A 25,435-nucleotide genomic window follows, 5' to 3' on the forward strand; every position below is an offset into this window, starting at 1 on the left:
ATAAACAAAAATAGCACTACATAAAGTATTCAATGCACTTAATATCAATTATCTAATTATCTTCAACATTTGCACCACATGAACTACGCACCACTAAATGGGTCTTGATTAATCGCTGGCTAACTTCTTGACCACGGATTAACTTCAACACACTTTCGACAAGTATTTCACCTGCGAACTGAGTATCTTGCTTTATGGTTGTTAACGCCGGATTGGCAAAACTGGCCACTGGAATATCATCGTATCCCACTACAGCAACTTGATCTGGCACTACAACACCGCGCTTTTTCAATGCACGAATGGCCCCTATCGCAATAAGATCACTCGCAGTAAAAATAGCATCAAATGTCACGCCGCTATCTAATAATACGTTGGCGGCATGATAGCCAGAGGCTTCGGTATTAATAGCGTCATGCTGTAACTGTTTGTCGGCTTCGATACCGGTAGATTTTAAAGCATCAACATGACCTAAATATCTGTCGCGAAATTCAGGGCTGCGACTTGACGAGTCACCTAAAAACGCAATGTGTTTATGCCCTAACCCGAGCAAATGCTCCGTGGCCACAAAACCACCTTGATGATTATCGCAACCAATAGACAACACCGCTTTATTGTTATGCTCAGCTCCCCAGATAACAAAGTGAGTATTTTTTTCGATAAGCTTATCAAGTTTATGGGCATAATCCATATAATCGCCATAACCTAATAAAATAATACCATCGGCTTTATTGCTGTCTTCATAATCTGCATGCCAATCCGTTGAAAGCTGCTGAAATGACACCAATAAATCATAACCTTGACGGGCGGTTGCTCGAGTAATCGAACCCAGCATAGAGAGAAAAAATGGGTTGATCATCGACTCATCGTTAGTAGGATCTTCACAAATTAGCAATGCTAACGTATGGCTATTTTGCATGCGTAAGTTACTGGCATTTTTATCGACTTTATAATTGAGTTCTTTTGCAATGGCTTGAATACGCTGTCGCGTTTCTAAATTTACCAATGGACTGTTTCTTAACGCACGAGACACTGTCGATTGCGACACGCCTGCACGGTAAGCTATATCAATAGAAGTCGCTTTAGATGTCATTTCTCTGCATCGCCTTTAGTTAATGGGTGAAGGTTTGAAACTGAAAGTACCCACATTTGCTTTTAATAATGATTTAAAAAAATAGTTAGCCTCTACTATTATGAAATTTATAAATATTGTAGTTTATTCACTTAAAATATTTATTCATAATTCTATCATTTCATAGTAATGAGCCAACTTAAGCTAGCTGAATACGTAAATGGGGGTAGTTAACTACATCATTTACTTTGGTTTTAGGTATCTATTATCATATGTTAAGTTAAGTTATCAGTAATTACTATGGGTAATTTTTTTAACATTAAGAAGGTGGTATTGTTAATTATTCATTTAAAAGGACTTAGTAACATGCTTATTCAATTTAATAAATTATGGGTTAACCATCCTTATCCCAGCAACCCTTGCGACAAAACATTATTCGCTAATCAATGTGCTATCCGTATGGGTGTGTCATTAGAAGCGTCTGGAATCGATATTTCATCTTTTGATAAAATGTATCCTCAACGTCGCTGTTATCCTGGTTTAAAACATACACCAAGGCATATCCTTGCTGCACAAGAACTTGCAAATTGGATTGACTCTGCTAGCTGTACATTTGTTGGTAACAAACAAGTCCTTAAAAACGATGCTCTATCTGTTTTAAAAGATAAAAAAGGCATTGTTTTTATAATGAATGGTTGGGGAAATACTGATCATATTGATTTATGGGATGGTGAATATTTAAAGGCTGGAGATCCTGACTGGCTTAATTTAGGAGAGCAAATATGGTTCTGGGAAATGTCAGCATGATTCGACCATTTGGTTTACTCGGATCATTATTGTTAATGTCATGTGCTAACGCTCATGTCAGTTTGAACGATGATTCAGGGCAATGCGTTTTCGATAAAGATACTCAACATATTTCTTTACAACTAAAAACACCATGTTCTCTCGTAAAGGTTAATGACGATGGGCGTTATTTTTATCAATACAATAATGTGAAAGTTTATATTGTTGCTGGTGCGCCTGCAGCTTTAGATGAACTCAAAAGATGGCAAGTGAAAGCGATTGATAAATGCTCATTACAATCACAAGCAGTGTTTATCACTGATGGCAAGATGACTGTTTCAACTGTAAGAGATAAAGGGTTAACGTGTCCAACAATTGGCCTAGATGAAAAGGTCTACCGTCACTTCTTAAATAATAAACAATAAATTTTTCTGGTAATAAGATTCTAACGCTATAAGTTGAATGTCTTTAAAGAGCTTCAATAAAGAAATTAACAACCAAGATGGCCAAAATCGAGAGAAACAACCAAGATGAATTGCTTATTTGGTTATGTCTCTCAATCTGCATTACTTATAATCCAAGTTCACTAAGCAAGTCATCTGCGTCATCGACAACAATGCCTTTAATATTGGGATCATTTAATACATCTTTTGATTTTACAGTGCTGACTTGCGCTGTTTTACCATGAGTTTCAATTAACGAATCCAAATCAAACTCTTCGTCCATTTCAAAGTCTGCTGAGCGTATAAACTCAGTTTTATCCATGGCGAATTCAAGATAAAAAATATGATTATTTTCAGTCTTAAATGACACTCGTCTGGCAACTGCATTATCGAGGTTTGTATCGATAGAAATAGTTAACTCTTTATTGATAACCAACATTTTAGGTTGGCTTTGGCTAATTGATGTTTGCAATTCTTTCGATATTTTACCAATAAAATCACCCAAAATTTGGTTCATTAATTCGCCCATAACATTACTGACATCATCAGAAGTATGTGAAAACGCGAGTTCTGTTTCAGGCATGCCCATGTTGATCATATAGCGGCGATAAATTTCAATAGCCGCAGCAGCTGAAAAATTGATAACAACTAAACCTGAAAAGCCGCCGTCGAAAATGGAAAAACACGCCAAATCAGGCTTTAAACGGGTACGAGAAATACTTTGAACCATCCCAGCATGACTAATATGGCTCGCACTAGTGCTAGACAGAACATGAGAAACAGAATGACAAAGTTTAAGTAAAATGTCGTCATTTTTGACTGTAGAAGATGAATTCATAACGTAGGTACCTTATCCATTAATTAAGCTAATCTTGCGGGTAAATCAAAAAAAAATCAAAATTAAAACAATCGATTAGCATGTTAATTAACCAATCAAACTTAATGGTACACTAATCATTTGATAATCAATAATTTTTTACAAATAAACACATTCAATTAACAAATGTAAAAATCAGCTGTTTGCTCACAAAAACAATCTTTCAAGCTTATGTTTTTTCATATTTTCATTATAATCGCACAACTTTGTATGGATTGTTTGAATTAGGACTGATGATGATTGGATTATTAAGACGCTTAACCATTTTAAAGCGCTTATTCATTATGTTAGCTTTAGCTGCTGTAGGCACTGTGGTTTTCGGTTCTTTTTCAATTAAAGAACAATATAATCATTTAATTGAGGAAAAATATAAGCAGATAAGTGGACAAGTCAGCCAATTAAGTAGCACTCTTGATGCGTTTAAATTGGCTAAGCCGGACGCTACGGTTGAAATATTAAGCCAATTTGCCAGTCAAATTGAGGTTAATGATCATCAAGCTTTTATCATTGTTGATAACCAAGACCGCATTATTGTTAATCCGCTTAATCAAAACTCTATCGGTAAACCACTTGCCAATTTAGCAACATTCAACGGTTCTAATTCATATCAACAATTGATCGCTAACGCCAAAAAAAACAACATCGCACAAAATGAACTTGCTATTGTCGACCAACAAAATCAGCCTCAAACAGTATTAGTCGCAGCGCAGTATTATTCAGCCCTTGATTGGACCTTAATCACTCAAGCTAACGTCAACGATGTTAATGAAAGCATGACGGGTATCATTATTGATTATTTTATTATCATGATGATTATTTCAGTGCCTATTTTTGCATTCTTTTTATTGTTGAATCATTCCATTACCCAACCTCTTAACGTCACTATCGATGCGATGGAACAGATAGCCAAAGGTGAAGGTGACTTGACCCAGCGTTTGTCGACTGAAGGTAACGACGAAGTGGCTAAATTGGCTGATGCATTCAATCAATTTGTGATTAAAATTGCCAATATGGTGGCTAATTTGCAACCGCTCGGGCATACCTTAAATGATGAAGCCATACATTTATTAGACACCGTAAAGTCATCTAATCAAAGCGCGAATCAAGTGCATAGTGAAACCCAAAGTGTCGCCGCGGCTATCAACCAGATGTTATCGACTAGCCAAGAAATGGCACGAAATACACAAGATGCAGCTGACGGTGCCGCTAATGTAAAACATCAAGCGGAACAGAATCAAAAATTGATGCAACAAACCGTTGAACAAACACAAAGTTTAGTCCATGAATTACATCAAGCTGAAACAGTGTCACTAACACTGAGTCATTCATCCGCTGAGATTGGCAGTATTCTTGATGTTATTGGCAGTATTGCAGATCAAACTAACCTGCTTGCGCTCAATGCCGCCATTGAAGCAGCACGAGCCGGTGAACATGGTCGAGGCTTTGCTGTAGTGGCAGATGAAGTACGAGCACTCGCGAATAGAACTCAGTCATCGACTAATGAAATCAATAAAATTATTAGTCAGATCCAAACGGGTATTCAATCGGTTATCGACAGCATTACTCATACCCAACGGGAGTCTGCTCAGTTACAGTCAAAAGCCGTTCAGTCAAGCGATGCAATTATCGAAATTCTAGCACTCATCGATAATATTAGTGGCATGACAGCACAACTTGCTAGTGCCACTGAAGAACAAGCATTGGTTACCGAAGACATCAATGTCAACGTCAATACCATTTCTGAACTCACCGAACAGTCGTTAACCGCTAACGAAACCCACAGCCAGGCAGCGCAATCGTTGCAAGCCATTAGTGTTGATATGAGCAAAACACTAGGGCAATTTAAAATATAATTAATAAAACGATTTATTAACTAAGGCTTGTCAGGCGGAGCATTGCAAATGTCAGCCCCAAAAGCCTTAGTTTTTTACCTGCTAAACCCTCTCATTCTTAGCACTGCCATTATTGGCTTATATCCCTGATGATTACATCGCCGATCATTTCGAGTCGAACATCACTTTTAGCCCTTCTGACTTTAGGGTATATTGTCTCCATCAGATTAAAAACTTGGGTTCTACAAGCATTTTTCAACCAAATGGCTAGTGAGTACTTTCGACTAGCTTATTGAAATATTGATACTTAATCCGATGAGTATTTAGTTGTCATTCATTACAGAGTATGTTGTTTATGTATCATAAAACGGTCACCATTGTTGCTCCTCACGGTATTCACACCCGTCCAGCGGCATTACTGGTAAAAGAGGCAAAAGAGTTTGATTGCGACATTATGGTCGAATGTAATGGAAAACAAGCCAGTGCGAAAAGTTTATTTAAGTTGCAAACATTAGGCCTTTACCAAGGCATGTCTGTGACGGTGTTAGCGTCAGGTGAACACGGCCAAGCAGCCGTTGACAAAATAGCCTCAATGCTGATTACGCTTAGTTAATAGGACAACGTTATGTCAATCAATGGAATCGTTGTATCTGCAGGTATCGCTTTTGGTAAAGCATTGACTATTACCACCCAACTGCCACCACTCGATTTTAAACTGCTTTCTATTGAACAAATTGACCAGCAACAGCAACAGTTAACCCAGGCAATTCATCACTTGATTGCACATTTACAACACTGCCAACATCACCTGTGCCCAGATTGTGATAATTTCCAACTGATTGATAGCGATATTATGTTGCTTGAAGATGAGGAGCTGCAGCAGCAACTACATCAACATATTGAGCAATTTAGAGTCTGCGCAGCTGTCGCAGTTGATCGTATTTTTAATCAACATGCTGCAGAAATGTTGTCATTAGACGACCCTTATTTGGCCAATCGTAGCGGTGATATAATTTGTTTGGCTAAACGCCTCACCAGTGCTTTGCATGGCCATTTGCAATGGGATTTATCAACACTCACTGAAGACACTATTTTACTCGCAGATGACTTAACCCCTGCTGAATTTGCCATATTGCCATTAACCCACATTACTGGACTTATTCTCGAATCAGGAGGCCTAACAAGCCATACTGCCATTTTGGCTCGGGCAGCAGGAATTCCTGCATTACTCAATTATCAGTTTTCACAATCTGAAGACCCTATTACAGATGGCTCGCAGCTTATTTTAGATGGTATGTCTGGTGAGTTACATATCGCCCCATCACCTGAACTTTTCGACCAATTAAAGCAAAAACAACAACAAGAGTTACTGCGTCGCCAAGCGTTAATGATTTATAAAGATAAGCCCAGTCAAACCAATGATGGTCATCTGGTCACTTTGCTGGCCAATGTGGGTAATCTGAGTGAAATATCTCATACAGCCGAAGTCGGAGCACAAGGCATTGGCTTGTTTCGTACTGAATTTTTATTGATGAATGCCAAAGCGCTACCTAATGAGCAGCAACAATATAAACTCTATTGTGACGCCCTTCATAGCTTACAAGGTGACGTACTGACCATTCGAACATTTGATATCGGCGCAGATAAAGAGATCCCTTGTTTGCCGCAAAGCAACGAAGATAATCCAGCTCTTGGCATTCGTGGTATTCGCTATAGTTTGGCGCACCCAGAGACCTTTATCACCCAAGTAAAAGCGATACTTCGGGCGGCGAATCATGGCCAGGTTCGATTAATGTTTCCGATGGTAAGCCAGGTTGAAGAACTTGACGCCGCATTTTTATTAATTGAACGTGCCAAAGCAGAATTAATTGAACAAGAAAAAGGTTTTGGTACCCTGAGTTACGGCATTGTGGTTGAAACCCCAGCAGCGGTATTGAACCTACCCAGCATGCTGCCACTGCTCGATTTTGTCAGTATCGGCACCAATGATTTAACTCAGTATACTTTAGCGGCCGATAGAACTAATCCGCATTTAGCCAAACAATATCCACCTTTATCACCTGCTGTTATCCAATTAATTTCCATCACCATAAACCACTGTAAACAGGCAAACGTTAAAGTCTCTTTATGTGGTGAACTTGGCAGCGATCCATACGTCTTACCTTTGTTAGTCGGACTTGGGCTTGATGAGTTGAGTATCAACCCGGCTAATTTATTAGACGTAAAAGTGGCATTGATTAAAGGTAATTACACAAAATTTGTCCGCCATGCACAACACATTGCTTTGTTAACTCGAATTACTGAAATTCGTAAAGCCATTAACGCTTTTGCACATGATTGCGATTAATCACACGAATAAAGTTGGTAAAGTTGACAGAGCCGTTTACAATTAAGCGCATAAAAATATTAATAAAAGGGGCTTGTTCTTATGGGATTTTTAAGCCGCATTAGACGACTTATTTCCGGCCAACCACCATTAACGGGTGGTATTGCCATTTATGCACCTGTATCGGGTGATATTGTTGCAATTGAAAAAGTACCCGACGTGGTATTTGCTGAAAAAATTGTTGGCGATGGGATTGCTATCGACCCTAAGGGCGAATTTATTGTTGCCCCGATTGATGGCACTATAGGTAAAATTTTTGAAACCAACCACGCATTTAGTATTGAGTCTCCACAAGGGCTTGAGCTGTTTGTGCATTTTGGGGTTGGTACCGTTGAACTTAGAGGCAATGGTTTTAAGCGTTTAGCCGAGGAAGGTCAGCAAGTTAAAGCCGGTGAACCGATTTTGTCTTTCGATTTAGCTTACTTACGCGGAAAAGTTGATAGTTTGCTCACTCCGGTAGTGCTGGCCAATATGGAAGACGTTAAACAATTAGATAAGGCCCAAGGCAGCGTTATTGCGGGTAAAGATATTATTTTTACGGTGCAAATGTAACATCAAATTGGTTCGATTTATTTAATACCTCTACTCAATCGTGTCGTAAACTATTACGCCACGATAATATGCAACCTTCAGCTTAAGTGAGCGTAGGTTGCATATTATGAAATCTTTTCAAAACACCGTCTTCGGCTTGTCCAAGCCGCTTCACAATGCCACAATGTTGTTAAATGCATTCAATGATATCAGTGTTACATAAGGCACTTTTTCAGGCTTATCTATAGAGCCAAGCCTCTACATGACACCCCTATCGACATTAATGGAGTATTCTTTTGACTTTATACGGCATAAAAAATTGCGATACCGTTCGTAAAGCGCGCAAATGGCTTGAAGCCGAAAAAATTGATTACACGTTTCACGACTTCCGTGAAGATGGCCTAAATGAAGCCATGGTTACGCAGTGGGCTGATGTTGTAGGTTGGGAAACCTTGTTTAACAAACGTAGCACCAGTTTTCGTGGTTTATCTGATGCAGATAAAACGGATATCACTCAAGACAAAGCCATTGCCTTAATGGTGCAACATCCAACATTAATTAAGCGCCCTATTCTCGTCAATAACGATAAATTACTGGTTGGTTTTAACCTAGCTCAATACCAAGCGTGGTTCGCATAATGAATAATGATGTAGTTGAATTAGCAAAAGATCTGATTTCACGTCCATCGGTGACACCATTGGATGAAGGTTGCCAAACCTTAATGGCCAATCGCCTTGCCGCCATTGGTTTTAACATTGAACCAATGGTTTTTGAAGACACCACCAATATGTGGGCAAGAAGAGGGAACAGTGATCCGGTTTTCTGCTTTGCAGGTCATACCGATGTGGTGCCTACTGGTGATCTTAACCGTTGGCATACTCCTCCGTTTGAACCGACCATCATTGATAACTATTTACATGGTCGCGGTGCAGCAGACATGAAAGGATCATTAGCCGCGATGATTATCGCGACTGAACGTTTTGTTGCTAAGCATCCAGACCACAACGGCTCTATTGCTTATTTAATTACCAGTGACGAAGAAGGTCCTTTTATTAACGGTACCACTCGGGTTATTGATACGCTCGAAGCTCGTAATGAAAAAATGACATGGGCGCTAGTTGGCGAACCTTCATCAACGCATAAATTGGGTGATGTCGTCAAAAATGGTCGTCGTGGCAGCTTAACGGGCAACTTAACCGTTAACGGAATTCAAGGCCATGTTGCCTATCCACATTTAGCCGACAACCCTATTCATAACGCGGTTCCAGCACTAACTGAACTCGCACAAATGCATTGGGATAACGGTAATGAGTTTTTCCCACCAACCAGTTTCCAAATTGCTAATATAAATGGCGGTACAGGGGCATCTAATGTTGTCCCCGGTGAATTAACCGTGATGTTTAACTTCCGTTACTCAACCGAAGTGACCGCTGAAGAGTTAATCCAACGGGTGGTAAGTATTCTTGATGCCCATGGCTTAGATTATGATATCAGCTGGATATTTAATGGTTTACCGTTTCTAACGGGTGACGGTCCACTGCTTGATGCCACACGGGAAGCGATTCGCGAAGTCACAGGTTATGAAACCGACCCCCAAACCTCAGGTGGTACCTCAGATGGTCGCTTCATCGCACCAACTGGCGCACAAGTGTTGGAGTTAGGCCCAGTCAACGCGACAATTCATAAAGTGAATGAATGTGTCAACGTGGCCGACTTAGAAATATTAGCTAATTGCTATGAACGCATTTTGGAAAAGCTATTGTGCAAATAAGCTCACAGTTTTCTTCGATTGATATCCCTAACGAGCAAGCTAAACTATACGGTTTAGACGATCGTCATTTAGTTTCAGTAGGACAGTTTTTGCTTGAACAACGCACTGCAACTGCATTTCAGCAGTTGCAGAACGCGGCATCTGCTGCGGGGTTTAATGTACAAATATGTTCTGCATATAGACCATTTGATCGTCAATTGAGTATTTGGAACGCCAAAGCCACAGGTCAGCGACCATTACTCGACCAAGACTCAAATCCAGTTGAGTTTACGTCACTCACGCCCCAACAGCTGATTGATACCATTTTGATATGGTCTGCACTCCCTGGCGCATCTCGGCATCATTGGGGTACCGATTTCGATATATATGATGCGAATAACATTAGCAAACAAGCACTGCAGTTAATCACTGCAGAATATACCGCCGATGGCCCTTGTGCTCCTCTACATCAATGGCTTATCTCGCATGCTGCTGAGTTTGGATTTTATTTCCCCTATCAACCTGATTTAAGTGGCGTTAGTCCTGAGCCATGGCACATGAGCTATTTTCCTGTCGCTAATGAGTTGTTGGAGCAATTTAGCGCAGATGAATTTGCAAAAGTGTTGTCTGCGGCAGAAATATCGTTAAAATCACCCTTAATTGAACGGCTAACAGAGTTAGTTAATCATTATGTTTTCTTTGTTGCGCCCTCTCCGGCTTAATGTTTGCGCGCATTTCCTCTTTGAATGAGTTTGTTATGTCCACTTTAATGCATCACATAGAAATTGATAATCAACCACTGTATTACTTAGATGAAGGACATGGACCTGTTGTTATTTTTTGTCATGGCTTACTCACCAATAGCACTATGTGGCGATCGCAAATTGACCAACTGTCATCACAGTATCGATGTATTGCCATCGACTTTTGGGGCCATGGTCAAACAACCACTATCCCAGAATCTGTTGAAAATTTACAAGATGTGGCCCAAAACGTATTAACGTTAATGGATAAGCTTGAAATCAACTCTGCCGCCATCGTAGGTCATGGTAGTGGCGGTGCAATTGCGGCAGAGCTTATATTACATGCACCGGCTCGCATTAATGGCTTGGTGATGTTAAACAGTTTTGTGGGATTTGAACCGCAAGTTAATTGCGTTAAATACCAAGGGTTAATGGCTCAAGTTGCCAACGACCAAGCTATATCAGCAGACCTTGCACAAACCATTAGCACATTATATTTTAGTAAAGAGATTGAGCAATTGGTCAACCAAGACCCCAATCTAGCTAATATTGTTGCACAATTTAGCGCTGAATTAACGTCTTACTCTGGCGCCCAACTTACTGCGTTACTTAAATTTGCCAATATGGCCATATTCAAACGTGACACACTCGAATCGGTTGAGTTATTAACATTACCGACTTTGGTGGCCGTAGGATTAAGTGGTTATTTGCGTACCGCACTGGAAAGTTATTTAATGCATGACTGTATTGATGGCAGTCAATTATTGCACATTGAACAAGCTGGTCACTTAGCTAACATCGAAAAACCAGCCATTTTTAATCAGCATCTTGTTGATTTTTTGAGTAAAGTTAATTTTAATTAATCACCTCAATGGATAGACCAGATCCGTCGGCATTGCTGATATACTCATTACAAAATGACATATTACCTGTAATACCTTACCGGTAAAAAACGACCTAATTCGAGCGCTCATGAAACTTCTTAAACCATTATTTGATAATAATCGCCGTTGGGCTGAACGGATCAATAAAGAAGATCCTACCTTTTTTGCGCAACTGGCAAAACAACAAAACCCAGAATACTTATGGATTGGTTGCTCAGATAGCCGAGTGCCTTCTAATCAGATTATCGACTTATTACCCGGTGAAGTGTTTGTTCACCGTAACATCGCTAATATGGTCATTCACACAGATTTAAATTGTTTATCAGTGCTGCAATATGCTGTCGATGTACTAAAAGTAAAGCACATCATGGTCGTTGGGCATTATGGCTGTGGTGGTGTTCGTGCGGCAATGAATAAAGAGCGACTGGGCCTGATTGACAATTGGCTCGGACATTTACGTGACATTTATCGTATTCACGAGGATGCTCTTGAATCGATGAGTGAACAAGGGCGTTTTGATCGCCTGTGTGAGCTTAATGTGATGGAACAAGTGTCAAATGTTGTGTCGACCAACATCGTTCAAGAAGCATGGGATCGTGGCCAAGATGTTGCAATACATGGTTGGATTTACGGAATTAATAACGGATTACTCACAGATTTAGACGTGACAATCGACCGTCTTCATGGGCGCAATTTAGCTTAACCTTGCCTTCTATCTCCATTTACACTTTTAATAGGCCTGTTATTTAGCAGGCCTTTGTTTATTGTTATTAAAAATATGCAATAAAAGTCGCGAACCACCACTGAAGAACGTTATAATCATCCAGTTTATTTAGCGCTACTATGCGCAGAATTTTTAGGAGATGATTTCCATGCCTGGTTTTGAATTATTTGGTCCTGAAGAAAAGCAGGAAGTTGCTGACGTAATGGAGAACGGTTTTACCTTCCGTTATAACTTCGACCATATGCGTAATGATCGCTGGAAAACCCGCGACATGGAGCAACTACTTTGCGAAAAAATGAACGTGAAACACGCTCATTTAGTATCAAGCGGTACTGCTGCATTACAAACTGCAATGGCAGCAGCGGGCATTGGTGCTGGCGATGAAGTTATTGTGCCTCCATTTACCTTCGTAGCCTCTGTTGAAGCCGTGTTTATGGCCGGTGCTGTACCTATTTTTGCTGAAATTGACGAAACATTATGTTTATCTCCAGAAGGTATTGAAGCTGTCATCACACCACGTACCAAGGCTATTAACCTTGTTCATATGTGTGGTTCTATGGCGAAGATGGACGAAATCAAAGCGGTGTGTAAAAAGCATAACTTGGTGATTTTAGAAGATGCATGTCAAGCCATCGGTGGCAGTTATAAAGGCCAAGCATTGGGCACCATCGGTGATGTAGGTTGTTATTCATTTGACTCAGTTAAAACCATCACCTGTGGTGAGGGTGGCGCGATTGTCACTAACAATAGCGAAATTTATAACCACTCACACATGTTTTCAGATCACGGTCATGACCATGTTGGTAATGATCGTGGTGCAGAATCACACCCAATTATGGGTTTGAATTTCCGAATTTCAGAAATGAATGCAGCAATGGGTTTAGCACAATTACGTAAGCTTGATAAAATCATTGCTATTCAGCGTAAAAATAAGAAAACCATTAAAGATGCTATGGCATCTATTGCTGAAATCACCTTCCGTGAAATTCCAGATCCAGACGGCGATTCTGCAGGCTTCTTAACATTTATGATGCCAACAGAAGAACGCACTCAAGAAATTAATAAAAAGCTGGCTGCCAACAAAGTTGATGGTTGTTTTTACTGGTATGTTAACAACTGGCATTACCTTAAAAATTGGAAACACATCCAAGAACTTAAAGCACCTGCCGCATTACCTATTATGCTAATCGCTGATCGCCCTGACTACACTAAAGTGCTGACACCTAAATCTGACGCTATCATGAGCCGAACGATTTCGATGTTGATCAAGTTGTCTTGGACTGATGAGCAAATAGCTGAACGTATTGAAAATATCAAACGCGCTTTTGCCTAGCATTGATGCCTCTCGGTCAGTGATGGCTCAGAGCACTTTTTACAGTACTTATCTCAATGGAGACTGTTGTAATGAGTTTTAAAAATTTTAAATGTGTACCAAAAATGATCTTTGGCCGTGGTTCATTTGTACAACTTGATGTTGTATTAGGTCAAGAACGCCAAGATGCTAACGATTTTGTCGTTTTCCTTGTCGATGATGTACATCAAGGTAAACCGCTAGCTGACCGCGTGCCAACTCAAGCGCACGACCTACTGATTTACGTAAAAGTAGATGATGAGCCAACAACTGAACAAGTTGATGCGTTAACGGCGCAAGTTAACGCATTTAACACTAAGTTACCAGTGAGCGTAGTTGGTTTAGGCGGCGGTTCAACGATGGACTTAGCCAAAGCCGTATCACTAATGCTCACTAACCCTGGTAGTTCTTCTGAATACCAAGGTTGGGATTTAATTAAAAATCCTGCAATACATCATATTGGTATTCCAACAGTGTCTGGCACGGGTGCTGAAGCATCACGTACTGCAGTATTGTGCGGACCCGTTCGTAAGCTAGGTTTAAACTCAGATTACACCGTGTTTGATCAAATCATCATGGACTCTGAATTAATTGCAGGGGTTCCGACTGATCAGTGGTTCTATACTGGTATGGATTGTTTTATCCATTGTGTAGAATCATTACAAGGCACATACCTCAACGAGTTTGCTAAAGCATTTGCCGAAAAATCAATGGATTTATGTCGTCAAGTGTTCTTAGACGACCACGCAGAAAAAGACGACAAGTTAATGATGGCGTCATACATGGGCGGTATGAGCATTGCTTATAGCCAAGTCGGTGCATGTCATGCGGTATCTTACGGTTTAGGTTATGTACTGGGTTATCACCACGGTATTGGTAACTGTTTAGCCTTTGACGTGCTGGAAGAATTCTATCCAGAAGGTGTGACTGAATTCCGTAAAATGATGAAAATTCATAACATCACTCTGCCTAAAAACATCTGTAAAGATTTGCCAGATGAAACTATCGCTAAGATGGTTGCCGTGACTAAGAGCATGGGTCCACTTTGGGACAACGTGTACGGTAAAGGCTGGGAAGAGAAAGTTACCGATGAAATGCTGACTAAGTTATTCCGTCGTATATAATAAACGACAGATTAAGTCATAAAGGGCTCTTATGAGCCCTTTTATTTATTGTCTATATTATTGTCACAACCACAAGTAGGTCATATTAATGAAAGTTACTCTATTAATCCCGGCACGTTATGGTTCAAGCCGTTTCCCGGGCAAGCCGCTAGCCCCGATTAATGGTAAACCCATGATCCAACACGTTTATGAACGTGCATCATTAGCAAAAGGCCTCGATAGCATCTATGTTGCTACAGATGACGACCGCATTAAAGATGCCGTTGAATCCTTTGGTGGTAAAGTCGTAATGACCAGCCCTGATGCCGCCTCTGGTACCGACCGTATTAATGATGCCATTGCATTGCTTGGTCTTAACGATGACGATTTAGTGATTAATTTACAAGGCGATCAACCGCTGATTGATCCTATCTCAATCGAACAAATCATAAGTCTATTTGAACGTCACCCTGGTGAATTCGAAATGGCGACATTAGGATTTGAAATCGTCGATAAAAGAGAATTAGACGACCCTATGCACGTTAAAATGGTATTTGATAATGACCATAATGCATTGTATTTCTCTCGCTCTCGTATCCCCTTTGGTCGCGATACCAATGACTATCCGGTTTACAAGCATTTAGGTGTTTATGGCTACACTAAGCGTTTTGTGAATGCCTTTGCTAAGTTACCTTTAGGTAGACTTGAAGATCTCGAAAAATTAGAACAGCTACGCGCACTCGAATACGGCCACAAAATTAAAATTGCTATCAGCGCATTTGACTCTCCAGAAGTCGATACCCCTGAAGATATTCGCAAATGTGAACTACGTTTAGCCGTCGACTAACCAAACATATATGCTTATAACTGGTGTTGTCTTAACAACATCAGCTATAAAATTGCAGGTTAAAAGGAGTTTCCAATGAGTCTAGAAGGTTATGAAGTTTGGCTAATTATCATTTTAGTCATCGGCGTTATTGCAAGTAACATTGCGGTGTTGAAATATTCTGCCAAATTTAAAATGCCTCAATTTGGTGAACATAAAGACCGAGAGCAAAATCCTGAAAAAGAAACCAGTTCACCAGAATCTGAACAAAAACTGACTGAAGAACCTTCAGACGAGAAAGACAACGGCAGCAAAGACAGCAAAGACAAAACGTTATAATGCTCAATGTACCTATCTATAAAATGAGCCTATCTATAATTTAGTGGGTTGCAAATAGCATAACGCCCATGTTGGCCTATCTTCTCGTTCTTAATCGTTGTTATTTGCCTAGCAGTTATTTTATATCTGTATTTCCATTCGTCATAACCTCTATATGGCGCAACTTAAGCCTAATAATAAAAAAGCTAACCCCATAATGAGGTTAGCTTAATGTATCCAACGGCTCTGTTGCTGTACTGATGTTTTAATACCACAGGCAAGTGTTATTCACTGTCAAGTGTGACTCGTTGTTGCTCTTGGTTATTCGGCCAAGCATTAATGACTGCTTTTACTAGCGATGCTAGTGGTATGGCAAAAAAGACTCCCCAAACGCCCCATAAGCCCCCAAAGACTAATACGGCGGCAATAATCACAACCGGGTGTAAATCAACCGCATCAGAAAACAATAGCGGTACCAATACATTGCCATCTAGCGCCTGAATAATCCCATAACCTAACATTAAGTAACCAAACTCAGCACTAAAACCCCATTGAAAAAATGCGACTAATGCAATCGGCAATGTAACCAAAGTAGCACCAACATATGGGATCAATACCGACAAGCCTGTCAATACACCTAGTAGTGCTGAGTAACGCAGCCCCATGATAGCAAAAAAGATATAACTGGCTACGCCAACAATAACAATTTCAATCACTTTACCACGAATATAATTAAAGATTTGTTGGTCCATTTCAAACCAAACTTTTCTCGCTAGACCACGGTTAGACGGGAAAAATCGTTTGCTGCCGTTTAATAAAAAGTCTTTGTCTTTTAAAAAGAAAAATACCAACAATGGCACTAAAATCGCGTACACCATTAACACTAATAATGACGCAGAATAACCTAAAATTTGTTTCCCTAAATCAATAAGGTGCTGTGTATCAAGCATCTTATTAATTTCTTCCATCATCGAATCAAGTTGTGATGCACTCACAAACTGCGGGTAATCAGCGCTAAACTCGCGCACAATTAGCATGCCCTTATCGATCATTGAGGGTAAATCAGTAACCAATGACACCCCTTGACGCCAAATACTCGGCACCAAACCAAACATCAAAATAATCATCACCCCTAAAAATACCACCAACACGATTGTTGCCGCAGCGGTTCGGCTTATACCCAGTCGCGACATTTGTGCTACCGGCCACTCCAGTAAAAATGCTAACACCAAAGCAACCAGCAAAGGCGCAAGCAATCCAGAACCGAAGTACAATGCAAGACCAATCCCAATAATGATAAACATTAACGTTATGGCTTGTGGATCACTAAAACGGGTTTTGTACCAATCAGTTAAAATTTCCAGCATTGAAAAACCTTTTATATAAACAATATCAATTTGTTTTGGTGATGATAAATGACAAACAATGCGGTTGATCAGCAATGATTTCAATACCAAAACCCATTTTTTTTATCAACAAGGGAACATCTCGGCGTGAACCAGGGTCAGATAAGAGTACATGTAATTTTTCATCCACATCCATCTGCTTTAGTAAAAGTTTCACTTTTACTAAAGGATAAGGACAAACATAGGGTGTTAAATCAATTAAAATCATTATCAACTTGCTTTAAACAATCTAGGGCTATTATCCTAGCTTGGACAATAAACCACAAGCAATGTAACTTAAGCAAACTTGCTGGTTAAGCTTAATTTTTCGATTCAATCATCATTAAAGGTTCCGCTTGAGTAAATTATCATTATCGACCTTTTCAAAATCACTGGCTGCTAGTGCTATTAGTGTGCTTTTTGCTGCCAGTATTGGCCACAGTTTTGCCAATAATGATCTTCCTGATCTTGGTACCGCAGCAGTCAATACTTTTAGTTTAGAAAAAGAAACTGTCTACGGTGACGCCTATATGCGCGTTATTCGTTCATCGGCACCAGTACTCAGTGACCCAGTGCTGAATCAATATTTATCTGAATTGGGTAACAAGCTGGTTGCTAATGCCACTGGAGTAAAAACTCCATTTTATTTCTTTTTACTCCGCAATGATGAAATCAACGCGTTTGCGTTTTTTGGTGGTCATGTTGGCGTACATACGGGGTTATTTTTAAATGCCGACAACGAAAGTGAACTTGCATCGGTATTAGCCCACGAAATTACCCACGTCACTCAACGCCATTTAGCACGATCTCTTGAGGCACAACAAAAAAGCTCAACTGCCACAATTGTGGGAATGTTAGGGGCTATTTTATTAACGATTGCTGCACCACAAGCCGGTATGGCAGCCTTAGCAACCACTCAGGCCTTAGCAACACAATCTAAAATTAACTATACCCGCTTACATGAAAAAGAAGCTGATCGTATTGGAATGCAAATTCTTGTCGATGCTGGATTTGATCCTAATGCTGCCGCTACATTTTTTGGTCAACTGGCAATTCGTTATCGTTTTACCACAACACCACCACAAATGTTGCTGACGCATCCATTGCCAGAATCACGTATTACCGAGGCACGTAACCGCGCGGCTCAGTACCCTAAAAGTAATGTCCCTAACAGCCTTAACTTTCAGCTAGCTAAAGCGCGTATCCAAGTACGCTTTTCAAGTTTTAGTGATGATGCCGCGTTATCTTTGTTTAATCAACAACTCAAAAAGAACGAGTATTCGTTTAAACAGGCCGCGCTCTATGGCAAAGCTTTAGCACTTTTCCGTTTAGAAAAATTTGCACAAGCTGAAGTGATCATTGATGATTTACTAAAACAAGATGACAATAATCTGTTCTACATCGACACCAAAACAGATTTATTAGATCAGAAAAAAGATTTTGCAGGTGCAATAGCATTATTAGAAGCTCAACGGAAATTAAAACCGACCTCACAAGTGGTCAACGCTAACTTAGCCAATATTTATGTTCAGGCAGATCAGCCTAAAAAAGCTATCCCGCTGTTAGAAGAACTGATATTTTTCGATAAGCAAAGTATGCTGCCGTATCAAATTATGGCTGATGCATATCGTAAGCTAGACAATAAAGCGCTTGAGTATTATAGCAATGCTGAACTCATGGCCTTATCGGCTAACTACAAAGGTGCAATTGACCAACTCAATTATGCATATCGCTATTCTGATGGCCAAAACCTACAAATGGCACGAATTGAAGCAAGAATAAGACAATTCAGACAAGCAGATAGGGCAATGGAAGAATTAAAATAGCCGCGATAATCTAACCTTACAAGCTATTCTTTGATAGAATAATGGCAAACAATAAATCTACTTATTGTTTGCCATTTTTTAATGACGGACTATGACAATGACAACCACCAAAACAACGATATACCATAACCCTCGCTGTTCAAAAAGCCGTGAGACGCTCGCATTGTTGCAAGCTAATGCAGTAGATGTCACTGTCGTTGAATACTTAAAGACGCCACCTACAGCCGCTGAAATTCAGACTATTTTGCAACAACTTGGTTTAACAGCTCGCCAGCTTATGCGCACTAAAGAAGACGAATATAAAGCTCAAAATTTGGCTGACACATCGTTATCGGAAGATCAGCTCATCGCTGCAATGGTAGCAACACCTAAATTAATTGAACGTCCTATCGTGCTAGCCAACAACAAAGCAGCCATTGGTCGTCCACCAGAAAATGTTTTGTCTATTCTTTAACGAGTAAAATAATGACTTCACAAACCTTGTTTCAACTAAGTCGAATTGGTTACCTTGCATTACTCCTGCTGCTCAGCGGCTGGTTTATTCAACAAGGCATGAATGGCACCTACTCGCTAGGATTCAGCTTAATATGGATTGTACCTTTACTGTTTCCGCTTAAAGGCATCTTAACCGGTAACCCATATACATATGCATGGGCCAGTTTTATTCTGTGTGTATACTTATTACATGGCTTAACCCTTGCTTATGTCACCACTGATGCGCTGGTATTTGCACTGATTGAATCGGTATTGATTTGTGTCTTGTTGGTGAGTTTTCCATTCTATGCACGTAAACGCGGCCGAGAACTGGGATTAGGGTTGAAGAAAAAGTCTGAACAACAATAAACAAACTTCATTTTTGTTGCCTCACTAAGCGCCTTCGGGCGCTTTTTTGTTAGTTGCATTTAACCAAAACAGCGTGCTACATTATTTTGCAAACAAGATGTTATAAAAATGTATTGTTAAATAATAATAAAATAGACATGGAGTCGCTTAATGAAGTTATCGCAAAATTTAGGGATCTATAGCCTTTTAGCCAGTGCCATATTCGTTAGCGCCTGCGGAGGAGATTCAGACAATAACGATCAAGGTGTGCCTACCTCATCCACTTTCGAAATCTGCAGTGAAAGTTTAACTTATTCAATTACCGACACAAACTCTCAATTGGCTTTTACCCTTGAACAGCATTATGCCAAAGACAAGCCTGGCAGCATTATTGCCAACCTTAATGAACAAGACACTATTGGCAAATCATTTTTGTGGCAGCAGATATCAGGACCCAGTCTTGAACTAGCTGCAGTTAATAGCCAAGTATTAGCATTCACACCCACAAGTAACCAAGATTACGCTTTTAAGGTGACTGTCTCTGGCGGTAATATCAACATTGAAGAAACGATATCAATTACTGCCGATTCTAATGACAATATTTTACGCATTAATAGCGATCATCAAATGGTGAATAGAACTGATGCGAGTTTACGTATACAAAATATAAACGGCCAAGTACCTGAAAATATTAGTTGGTGCATGTATCCGAGTGCTAATAATAAAGCCTTTACCAACGTGGATTTGAGTGACATAAATAGGCCACTTTTTGTTGCGCCAAACGTCGATACCGATCAATTATTCAGTCTTAAAGCCACTGCCACATTTGATGGCCAAACCATTAGTGATGACGTCAATTTACTCGTAACCAAAGAAAAAAACGCCCCATCGGACGCCTACTTCAGCTACCCCATTGCACGAATGCACCCTTACAAGCCTAACTCACCTTATGCTAATAATCTGGCCTATTGTGTTTACTCGAACCAACTAGTCAATCAATGTAATATTCTTAACGAGCTGCCCTTTATTAGCCAAGATACTAAGCCAGATCCGATTGATACTATTATGGACAGAGTACTTGTGTCGCACGACTGGATGGGGGCAAACTTTGAAGCCTATTTACGCGCACAAACACATAATGACTTTGTAGAATTGTTGCAATCAGTGACGGCTGTGGTCATCAGTTACGATATCAGACCAGCCTTTTATGCTGGTTTTATTGGAGCAATATATCTTGACCCTGAATACCTGTGGTTGACTACAGCTCAGCGAGATACAATTAATGAAACCCCTGATTATCGCAGCAACTTTGGTGAAGATCTAAATTACCTCTCGCCATATCGTTATGTCAAAAACAACGATTATGCTGGTCAATATATAGAAATAGGCAACCGTACTGACCGTACCATGGAGAATATGTCTTCTAACCTAGCCAGGCTCTTGTATCATGAGCTGGCTCATGCAAATGATTTTTATCCACAAAACATGCATGCCAATATTCAAGGCCCTACTTTAAAAGACGAATTTAATCGTCGTTTTGATGGTAAAGAGATGACATCAGACCAACTTAACATCCGCTATCCATTAACCAGTACTGAAATGTACGCTCTTGCTAGCGTTCAATACTCTGGTGAAAATGCAAATAACACCCAAAAAGCCTATACTCCAAGTGATGTAGCGCTATTTTTCTCAAGTGACCTCGCCAACGATGATTATGCTTATTCATCAACACGAGAAGATGTTGCCATGTTGTTTGAAGAAGTGATGATGAGCCATCGATATGGTATTTTGCGTGATATCGCCATTACTGACAAACCAGAAATTGAGACGAGCTCGACGATTGTGGTTGAATGGGGCCAACGCGGCCGAGTCGGTCAACCTGAGTTATACGATCGCGCTAGCTACGTCTTGAGCCAAATACTGCCTGAAGTTGATGTTAGCCAAGTGATGGACGGTTTACCTGCACCAGTAGCGTTAGTTAAAGGCCAAACCTGGGCACAAAACTTGGTGCTAACAACTGACCCATCAAAATCACCACAGAAAATCTCATCACAAACTGAAAAAAATACTGCTGAGACTAGACCATTGCAATTTAGTGGCAGTGATCACGTGAAGCAATAAACCATTGACTCACACAATAAAAAACGCCAAATGAATTCATTTGGCGTTTTTTATTGTGTGATTGCGTAGACTGATGACGATAATTTTTGCCTAAAGAATTAAAACCTAAGGTATTAAAGTCTCAACATCTCTTTTATAAACGGAATAGTCAGTTTACGCTGATGTACCATAGAAGCTTTATCGAGTTTATCGAGTACATCAAACAAGGTGCGTAAATCACGCGCCATTCGCGTCAGTAAAAAGCGCCCTACTTCATCAGACAACTGCAAACCACGCATTGCCGCTCGGCGCTGCAAGGCCACGAGCTTTTCATCGTCTGCCATTGGTTGTAATTGATAGATTAATCCCCATTGCATACGAGAAACCAAATCTGGCAATAAAAACCCCGTTTCAGAAGGTGATGCCTTTCCGCTAACAATTAAACGGCAATCTTGTTGCTCAGCTATACGATTATATAGATGAAAAATAGCTTCTTCCCATACAGGATGACCCGCTATGGCTTCTATATCATCAATACAAATCAATTCCAGAGATTCTAGGCCCTCAAATAATGCCGGTGAAATACTCGCATGAATGCCTAATGGGATATAGAGAGTACGGCGTTCTAGGTCATTGGCAAGGGCACAAGCTGCATGCATTAAATGCGTGCGGCCTGATTTTTCTGGGCCATATACATACAAAGAAGACGCTAGATTGCCTTCAGCGCTAGCTTGAAGTTTCTGGATCAACTCATCATTACCCGAAGCAGGATAATAACTCTGAAAGGTTTCATCGTCAGGTAGATAAACGGGTAAAGATAATTGTCTTGGTGAGTTTTGTGTCACTCAGATAGGTCTCAAAATCATAAACTAACTAACGTTATTATACCTAAATCCGTCAATTATGCGAGTATCAGCAAGAATCCTGCACATAAAGATCACCTCGGTATAGCATTTCACGCTGTACAATTAAAGTGTACAGCGCACCTTTTGATAATACTTATTGGCCCAACCATTGATAAAGTAATTTAGGCGTAGAATTGTCGGCCTTAGACTCATAAAATGACTCCACACTGCCAACGGTATCTAATTTTGATAACCGACTATCAATATTAAGCAATCGTTGCAAGTCATCTACACTGCTAAACAATTCTATCGTATAAGTGGCTGCTTCACCCTTAAAGTGACTAAGTTTCAGGGATTTCACCGCACTAAGCTGACGAAGATAGATTTCAATATGTACCACTTGAGTCATGTTGTTTAACCCAGTAAAGCTGACCTGGGTAGCTACATCACTGCCTGTCGAGGCTATGGCAAACTGGCTAATATAATAATCGGCTAGAATGTTCATCATTCGCTTCGTGGCTTGTTGATAATCCGTCGCTTCACCCTGTTGTGAAATTAACGGCTGTAGTACACCATTAGTTCTATTTTTATCAAATAATTTGATGGTGAAATGAACGTTACTGCTTTGAGTATCCAAATTGGCAATAGCGAAGTAATCAGCTTGATAACGGGTAGATGCATTAGCTAACACATCAGTAAACATTCCACGTACATCAGTGATACTCACTTGCATCACATCATCCAAATCCATAATCGGCAGCAATAACGGAATGCCTTTATTATTAGACTCTTGAGCCAACTCTGATCGAATATCGGCTGAAGAAGCATCAGCTAAAATAGACGGTTCATTATTTTCATCAACCGACATCCATAACAGGGTTAATGGTCGTTGACTGCCCCAAACAGGTAAACCGGCTTGACGTAACGTTGAAATAACCCGTTGATGGTCAAAGCTGGCTTTGAGCATGAGTTCACCATTTTTTTCATAATAACCATATTGAGTCAAAATGACTTCTGGGTTATTAATTTGGTCTTTTACCAATGGGTTTAATACTACACTCGGCAGACCAGAGTTTTTTAAGAAAACGGCAGCTAATGCCTCTTTAAGGGCGTTATTTTTCACATCGTTTGCGCGTGAAGCTACCGTAATATCGGCTTCATCAAGCTTGCTCACTTCAGCAGCATGTACAAGCGTAATCGAGGTTAACGCAATTAGTGGTAACGTAATGAGATTAATTAGTTTTTTCAGCATCTGATAACATAAACGCAGCAAATATAAGTGAACAAATTATATCATAATAAAATTCTATCGAGTAATGGATAACGAAAACTCTTTTTTACTGCCGCCAAATTGACCCAGTATTGTAGCCATATCAAATAACAATAATCGCTACAGCGTCCTCAAAGTTGTTATGCATATTATCGCTTTTATGTGACAATTCGCGCCGTTTAATCACACGCTAACTTTCTAAATAATGATGGAGAACAATATGAAACGCGTGTTAATTCCGCTTCAAGGCGCACAAATGCTATTTGTCGCTTTTGGGGCACTCGTGCTAATGCCGTTATTAACGGGTTTAGACACCAGTGTCGCATTATTTACAGCCGGTTTCGGTACCCTACTGTTTCAATTAGTCACTAAACGTCAAGTACCTGTATTCCTCGCTTCTTCCTTTGCCTTTATTGCGCCCATTTTATATGGCGTACAAACATGGGGTATTCCTGCCACCATGGGCGGTTTAATGGCTGCTGGCGTGGTGTATATGCTACTTGGATTAACAGTAAAACTTCGTGGCACTGGATTTATACATACTTTATTACCTCCGGTTGTTGTCGGCCCAGTCATTATGATCATTGGCTTAGGCTTAGCGCCTGTAGCCGTCAATATGGCATTAGGTAAAAGTGGTGATGGAAGCTTGATCATCGTAGAGCAAAATGTCGCGCTAACGATTTCACTTTCGGCATTAATGACCACCATAATCGTAGCGATTTTTGCTAAAGGATTGGTCCGACTAATGCCTATTCTGGCGGGTATATTGGTTGGCTATGGTGTGAGCTTAGCCTTTGGTGTTGTCGATTTCACCCCAGTTACTCAAGCGGCTTGGTTAGCCATGCCAAACTTTGTCGCCCCAGAATTTAACTGGCATGCGATTCTATTTATGATCCCAGTTGCCATTGCACCAGCGGTTGAACATATCGGCGATATTTTGGCCATTTCTAACGTGACGGGTAAAGACTATTTTAAAAAGCCTGGTTTACATCGTACCCTTACTGGCGATGGTATTGCTACGATAGCAGCGTCGGCATTGGGCGGTCCGCCTAATACCACTTACAGTGAAGTAACCGGTGCGGTTACACTGACCAAAAGTTTTGATCCACGGATCATGACCTGGACAGCCATCACTGCGATAACCCTAGCTTTTGTCGGTAAATTGGGTGCCATGATGCAAACCATACCTGTACCGGTAATGGGCGGTATTATGTGCTTATTATTTGGCTCGATTGCAGCTGTTGGATTAAATACCTTAATTCGTCATCAAGTCGATTTATCTGAACCTCGTAATCTGAGTATTGTCGGGGTAACGTTGGTGTTTGGTATTGGCGGAATGGCGTTTGGTATTGGCTCGTTTAGCTTAACGGGGATAAGTTTGTGCGGTATTGTTGCTATTTTGATGAACTTGATTTTACCTGCCGTGAAAAAGCCACAGGTTGAAAAGTAACTTTCTGTAACCGCATGCAGAAGCACTGCTTTGTAAGTACATGTTTAAAAAATAATAAAAAGCCCCAACAGCCTTTCGCTTTGGGGCTTTTTTTGAGTGCGTAAACACTCAATC

General features: G+C 40.3%; 26 protein-coding genes. 20 read left to right on the top strand and 6 right to left on the bottom strand.

What is annotated here, in order from left to right:
* Positions 1-52: 52 nt before the first annotated feature.
* Positions 53-1,090, bottom strand: a complete 1,038-nt coding sequence (locus tag H5125_RS04610) for a LacI family DNA-binding transcriptional regulator (RefSeq protein ID WP_101087611.1) — start codon at positions 1,088-1,090, stop codon at positions 53-55.
* Between the two features lie 345 nt (positions 1,091-1,435).
* Between H5125_RS04610 and H5125_RS04615 the strand changes: the two genes are divergently transcribed.
* Both H5125_RS04615 and H5125_RS04620 read left to right on the top strand, forming a co-directional pair.
* Positions 1,436-1,876 carry a T6SS effector amidase Tae4 family protein gene (locus H5125_RS04615; protein WP_082707333.1) on the top strand — a complete coding sequence of 147 codons (441 nt, stop codon included), beginning with the start codon at positions 1,436-1,438 and terminating at the stop codon, positions 1,874-1,876.
* Entirely contained in the window at positions 1,873-2,280 is a 408-nt protein-coding gene (locus H5125_RS04620; protein WP_101087610.1) for a hypothetical protein, read from the top strand. The genes H5125_RS04615 and H5125_RS04620 overlap by 4 nt, the downstream gene beginning before the upstream one ends.
* 145 nt (positions 2,281-2,425) lie before the next feature.
* Here H5125_RS04620 and H5125_RS04625 read toward each other — a convergent pair whose 3' ends face one another.
* Positions 2,426-3,136, bottom strand: a complete 711-nt coding sequence (locus tag H5125_RS04625) for a DUF3334 family protein (RefSeq protein WP_101087609.1) — start codon at positions 3,134-3,136, stop codon at positions 2,426-2,428.
* A gap of 275 nt (positions 3,137-3,411) precedes the next feature.
* Here H5125_RS04625 and H5125_RS04630 point away from each other — a divergent pair, with 275 nt between their 5' ends.
* The 13 genes from H5125_RS04630 (at position 3,412) to H5125_RS04690 (ending at position 15,644) form a co-directional block, all read left to right on the top strand.
* Positions 3,412-5,028 carry a methyl-accepting chemotaxis protein gene (locus tag H5125_RS04630; protein ID WP_162024329.1) on the top strand — a complete coding sequence of 539 codons (1,617 nt, stop codon included), beginning with the start codon at positions 3,412-3,414 and terminating at the stop codon, positions 5,026-5,028.
* Positions 5,029-5,362: 334 nt separating this feature from the next.
* Positions 5,363-5,620: an HPr family phosphocarrier protein gene (locus H5125_RS04635; RefSeq protein ID WP_182743659.1), complete on the top strand. Its 258-nt coding sequence runs from the start codon at positions 5,363-5,365 to the stop codon at positions 5,618-5,620.
* Positions 5,621-5,632: 12 nt separating this feature from the next.
* Complete coding sequence (gene ptsP, locus H5125_RS04640; protein ID WP_101087607.1) at positions 5,633-7,354, top strand: phosphoenolpyruvate--protein phosphotransferase; 1,722 nt, start codon at positions 5,633-5,635, stop codon at positions 7,352-7,354.
* A gap of 81 nt (positions 7,355-7,435) precedes the next feature.
* Positions 7,436-7,945 (top strand): PTS glucose transporter subunit IIA, encoded by a 510-nt coding sequence (crr, locus tag H5125_RS04645; RefSeq protein WP_101087606.1) that lies wholly within the window; start codon positions 7,436-7,438, stop codon positions 7,943-7,945.
* 275 nt (positions 7,946-8,220) lie between these two features.
* Positions 8,221-8,562 (top strand): ArsC family reductase, encoded by a 342-nt coding sequence (locus tag H5125_RS04650; protein WP_182743660.1) that lies wholly within the window; start codon positions 8,221-8,223, stop codon positions 8,560-8,562.
* Positions 8,562-9,695: a succinyl-diaminopimelate desuccinylase gene (dapE, locus tag H5125_RS04655; protein WP_220487226.1), complete on the top strand. Its 1,134-nt coding sequence runs from the start codon at positions 8,562-8,564 to the stop codon at positions 9,693-9,695. Before H5125_RS04650 ends, dapE begins: the two co-directional genes overlap by 1 nt.
* Positions 9,686-10,396, top strand: coding sequence for a M15 family metallopeptidase (locus H5125_RS04660; protein ID WP_182743662.1), 711 nt, complete (start codon positions 9,686-9,688; stop codon positions 10,394-10,396). The genes dapE and H5125_RS04660 overlap by 10 nt, the downstream gene beginning before the upstream one ends.
* A gap of 35 nt (positions 10,397-10,431) precedes the next feature.
* Positions 10,432-11,280 (top strand): alpha/beta fold hydrolase, encoded by an 849-nt coding sequence (locus H5125_RS04665; RefSeq protein WP_182743663.1) that lies wholly within the window; start codon positions 10,432-10,434, stop codon positions 11,278-11,280.
* Positions 11,281-11,389: 109 nt separating this feature from the next.
* The gene (can, locus tag H5125_RS04670; RefSeq protein ID WP_101087601.1) at positions 11,390-12,004 is read left to right on the top strand and encodes a carbonate dehydratase; all 615 of its coding nucleotides are present in this window, start codon (positions 11,390-11,392) and stop codon (positions 12,002-12,004) included.
* A 169-nt stretch (positions 12,005-12,173) separates the two neighbouring features.
* On the top strand, positions 12,174-13,358 hold the full coding sequence (gene kdnA / locus H5125_RS04675; protein ID WP_011637227.1) for an 8-amino-3,8-dideoxy-alpha-D-manno-octulosonate transaminase KdnA: 1,185 nt from the start codon (positions 12,174-12,176) through the stop codon (positions 13,356-13,358).
* 71 nt (positions 13,359-13,429) lie between these two features.
* The gene (kdnB, locus tag H5125_RS04680) at positions 13,430-14,500 is read left to right on the top strand and encodes a 3-deoxy-alpha-D-manno-octulosonate 8-oxidase KdnB (protein ID WP_182743664.1); all 1,071 of its coding nucleotides are present in this window, start codon (positions 13,430-13,432) and stop codon (positions 14,498-14,500) included.
* An 88-nt stretch (positions 14,501-14,588) separates the two neighbouring features.
* Positions 14,589-15,326: an 8-amino-3,8-dideoxy-manno-octulosonate cytidylyltransferase KdsB gene (gene kdsB, locus H5125_RS04685; RefSeq protein ID WP_101087599.1), complete on the top strand. Its 738-nt coding sequence runs from the start codon at positions 14,589-14,591 to the stop codon at positions 15,324-15,326.
* Between the two features lie 75 nt (positions 15,327-15,401).
* Positions 15,402-15,644, top strand: coding sequence for a DUF2897 family protein (locus tag H5125_RS04690; protein WP_182743665.1), 243 nt, complete (start codon positions 15,402-15,404; stop codon positions 15,642-15,644).
* Positions 15,645-15,907: 263 nt separating this feature from the next.
* Here the strand turns inward: H5125_RS04690 and H5125_RS04695 are convergent, their stop codons facing one another.
* Both H5125_RS04695 and H5125_RS04700 read right to left on the bottom strand, forming a co-directional pair.
* Positions 15,908-16,990: an AI-2E family transporter gene (locus tag H5125_RS04695; protein ID WP_101087597.1), complete on the bottom strand. Its 1,083-nt coding sequence runs from the start codon at positions 16,988-16,990 to the stop codon at positions 15,908-15,910.
* A gap of 25 nt (positions 16,991-17,015) precedes the next feature.
* Positions 17,016-17,237: a sulfurtransferase TusA family protein gene (locus H5125_RS04700; RefSeq protein WP_162022940.1), complete on the bottom strand. Its 222-nt coding sequence runs from the start codon at positions 17,235-17,237 to the stop codon at positions 17,016-17,018.
* Between the two features lie 163 nt (positions 17,238-17,400).
* Here H5125_RS04700 and H5125_RS04705 point away from each other — a divergent pair, with 163 nt between their 5' ends.
* The 4 genes from H5125_RS04705 to H5125_RS04720 all read left to right on the top strand — a co-directional run bounded on the left by H5125_RS04705 (position 17,401) and on the right by H5125_RS04720 (position 21,777).
* Positions 17,401-18,834 (top strand): M48 family metalloprotease, encoded by a 1,434-nt coding sequence (locus H5125_RS04705; RefSeq protein WP_259395395.1) that lies wholly within the window; start codon positions 17,401-17,403, stop codon positions 18,832-18,834.
* Between the two features lie 97 nt (positions 18,835-18,931).
* Positions 18,932-19,288, top strand: coding sequence for an arsenate reductase (glutaredoxin) (arsC, locus tag H5125_RS04710; protein ID WP_101087594.1), 357 nt, complete (start codon positions 18,932-18,934; stop codon positions 19,286-19,288).
* An 11-nt stretch (positions 19,289-19,299) separates the two neighbouring features.
* On the top strand, positions 19,300-19,677 hold the full coding sequence (locus H5125_RS04715; RefSeq protein WP_011637219.1) for a DUF2069 domain-containing protein: 378 nt from the start codon (positions 19,300-19,302) through the stop codon (positions 19,675-19,677).
* Between the two features lie 150 nt (positions 19,678-19,827).
* A complete protein-coding gene (locus tag H5125_RS04720; protein ID WP_182743667.1) occupies positions 19,828-21,777 on the top strand; it encodes a hypothetical protein in 1,950 nt (649 codons plus the stop codon).
* 113 nt (positions 21,778-21,890) lie between these two features.
* Here H5125_RS04720 and hda read toward each other — a convergent pair whose 3' ends face one another.
* Both hda and H5125_RS04730 read right to left on the bottom strand, forming a co-directional pair.
* The gene (hda, locus tag H5125_RS04725; RefSeq protein ID WP_059745344.1) at positions 21,891-22,601 is read right to left on the bottom strand and encodes a DnaA inactivator Hda; all 711 of its coding nucleotides are present in this window, start codon (positions 22,599-22,601) and stop codon (positions 21,891-21,893) included.
* A gap of 154 nt (positions 22,602-22,755) precedes the next feature.
* Positions 22,756-23,853: a DUF2066 domain-containing protein gene (locus H5125_RS04730; RefSeq protein WP_182743668.1), complete on the bottom strand. Its 1,098-nt coding sequence runs from the start codon at positions 23,851-23,853 to the stop codon at positions 22,756-22,758.
* Positions 23,854-24,091: 238 nt separating this feature from the next.
* On the opposite strand from H5125_RS04730, the gene H5125_RS04735 reads away from it, so the two are divergent.
* The gene (locus tag H5125_RS04735; RefSeq protein WP_101087591.1) at positions 24,092-25,321 is read left to right on the top strand and encodes a uracil-xanthine permease family protein; all 1,230 of its coding nucleotides are present in this window, start codon (positions 24,092-24,094) and stop codon (positions 25,319-25,321) included.
* Positions 25,322-25,435 lie beyond the last annotated feature (114 nt).

The organism is Shewanella sp. SR44-4 (genome assembly GCF_014163715.1).
Classification (GTDB): domain Bacteria; phylum Pseudomonadota; class Gammaproteobacteria; order Enterobacterales; family Shewanellaceae; genus Shewanella.

Excerpts from the sequence above, each read along its gene's own strand:
- H5125_RS04610 (WP_101087611.1), bottom strand. The coding sequence starts at position 1,090 with ATGACATCTAAAGCGACTTCTATTGATATAGCTTACCGTGCAGGCGTG.
- H5125_RS04615 (WP_082707333.1), top strand. The coding sequence starts at position 1,436 with ATGCTTATTCAATTTAATAAATTATGGGTTAACCATCCTTATCCCAGC.
- H5125_RS04620 (WP_101087610.1), top strand. The coding sequence starts at position 1,873 with ATGATTCGACCATTTGGTTTACTCGGATCATTATTGTTAATGTCATGT.
- H5125_RS04625 (WP_101087609.1), bottom strand. The coding sequence starts at position 3,136 with ATGAATTCATCTTCTACAGTCAAAAATGACGACATTTTACTTAAACTT.
- H5125_RS04630 (WP_162024329.1), top strand. The coding sequence starts at position 3,412 with ATGATTGGATTATTAAGACGCTTAACCATTTTAAAGCGCTTATTCATT.
- H5125_RS04635 (WP_182743659.1), top strand. The coding sequence starts at position 5,363 with ATGTATCATAAAACGGTCACCATTGTTGCTCCTCACGGTATTCACACC.
- ptsP (WP_101087607.1), top strand. The coding sequence starts at position 5,633 with ATGTCAATCAATGGAATCGTTGTATCTGCAGGTATCGCTTTTGGTAAA.
- crr (WP_101087606.1), top strand. The coding sequence starts at position 7,436 with ATGGGATTTTTAAGCCGCATTAGACGACTTATTTCCGGCCAACCACCA.
- dapE (WP_220487226.1), top strand. The coding sequence starts at position 8,562 with ATGAATAATGATGTAGTTGAATTAGCAAAAGATCTGATTTCACGTCCA.
- H5125_RS04665 (WP_182743663.1), top strand. The coding sequence starts at position 10,432 with ATGTCCACTTTAATGCATCACATAGAAATTGATAATCAACCACTGTAT.
- can (WP_101087601.1), top strand. The coding sequence starts at position 11,390 with ATGAAACTTCTTAAACCATTATTTGATAATAATCGCCGTTGGGCTGAA.
- kdnA (WP_011637227.1), top strand. The coding sequence starts at position 12,174 with ATGCCTGGTTTTGAATTATTTGGTCCTGAAGAAAAGCAGGAAGTTGCT.
- kdnB (WP_182743664.1), top strand. The coding sequence starts at position 13,430 with ATGAGTTTTAAAAATTTTAAATGTGTACCAAAAATGATCTTTGGCCGT.
- kdsB (WP_101087599.1), top strand. The coding sequence starts at position 14,589 with ATGAAAGTTACTCTATTAATCCCGGCACGTTATGGTTCAAGCCGTTTC.
- H5125_RS04690 (WP_182743665.1), top strand. The coding sequence starts at position 15,402 with ATGAGTCTAGAAGGTTATGAAGTTTGGCTAATTATCATTTTAGTCATC.
- H5125_RS04695 (WP_101087597.1), bottom strand. The coding sequence starts at position 16,990 with ATGCTGGAAATTTTAACTGATTGGTACAAAACCCGTTTTAGTGATCCA.
- H5125_RS04700 (WP_162022940.1), bottom strand. The coding sequence starts at position 17,237 with ATGATTTTAATTGATTTAACACCCTATGTTTGTCCTTATCCTTTAGTA.
- arsC (WP_101087594.1), top strand. The coding sequence starts at position 18,932 with ATGACAACCACCAAAACAACGATATACCATAACCCTCGCTGTTCAAAA.
- H5125_RS04715 (WP_011637219.1), top strand. The coding sequence starts at position 19,300 with ATGACTTCACAAACCTTGTTTCAACTAAGTCGAATTGGTTACCTTGCA.
- H5125_RS04720 (WP_182743667.1), top strand. The coding sequence starts at position 19,828 with ATGAAGTTATCGCAAAATTTAGGGATCTATAGCCTTTTAGCCAGTGCC.
- H5125_RS04730 (WP_182743668.1), bottom strand. The coding sequence starts at position 23,853 with ATGCTGAAAAAACTAATTAATCTCATTACGTTACCACTAATTGCGTTA.
- H5125_RS04735 (WP_101087591.1), top strand. The coding sequence starts at position 24,092 with ATGAAACGCGTGTTAATTCCGCTTCAAGGCGCACAAATGCTATTTGTC.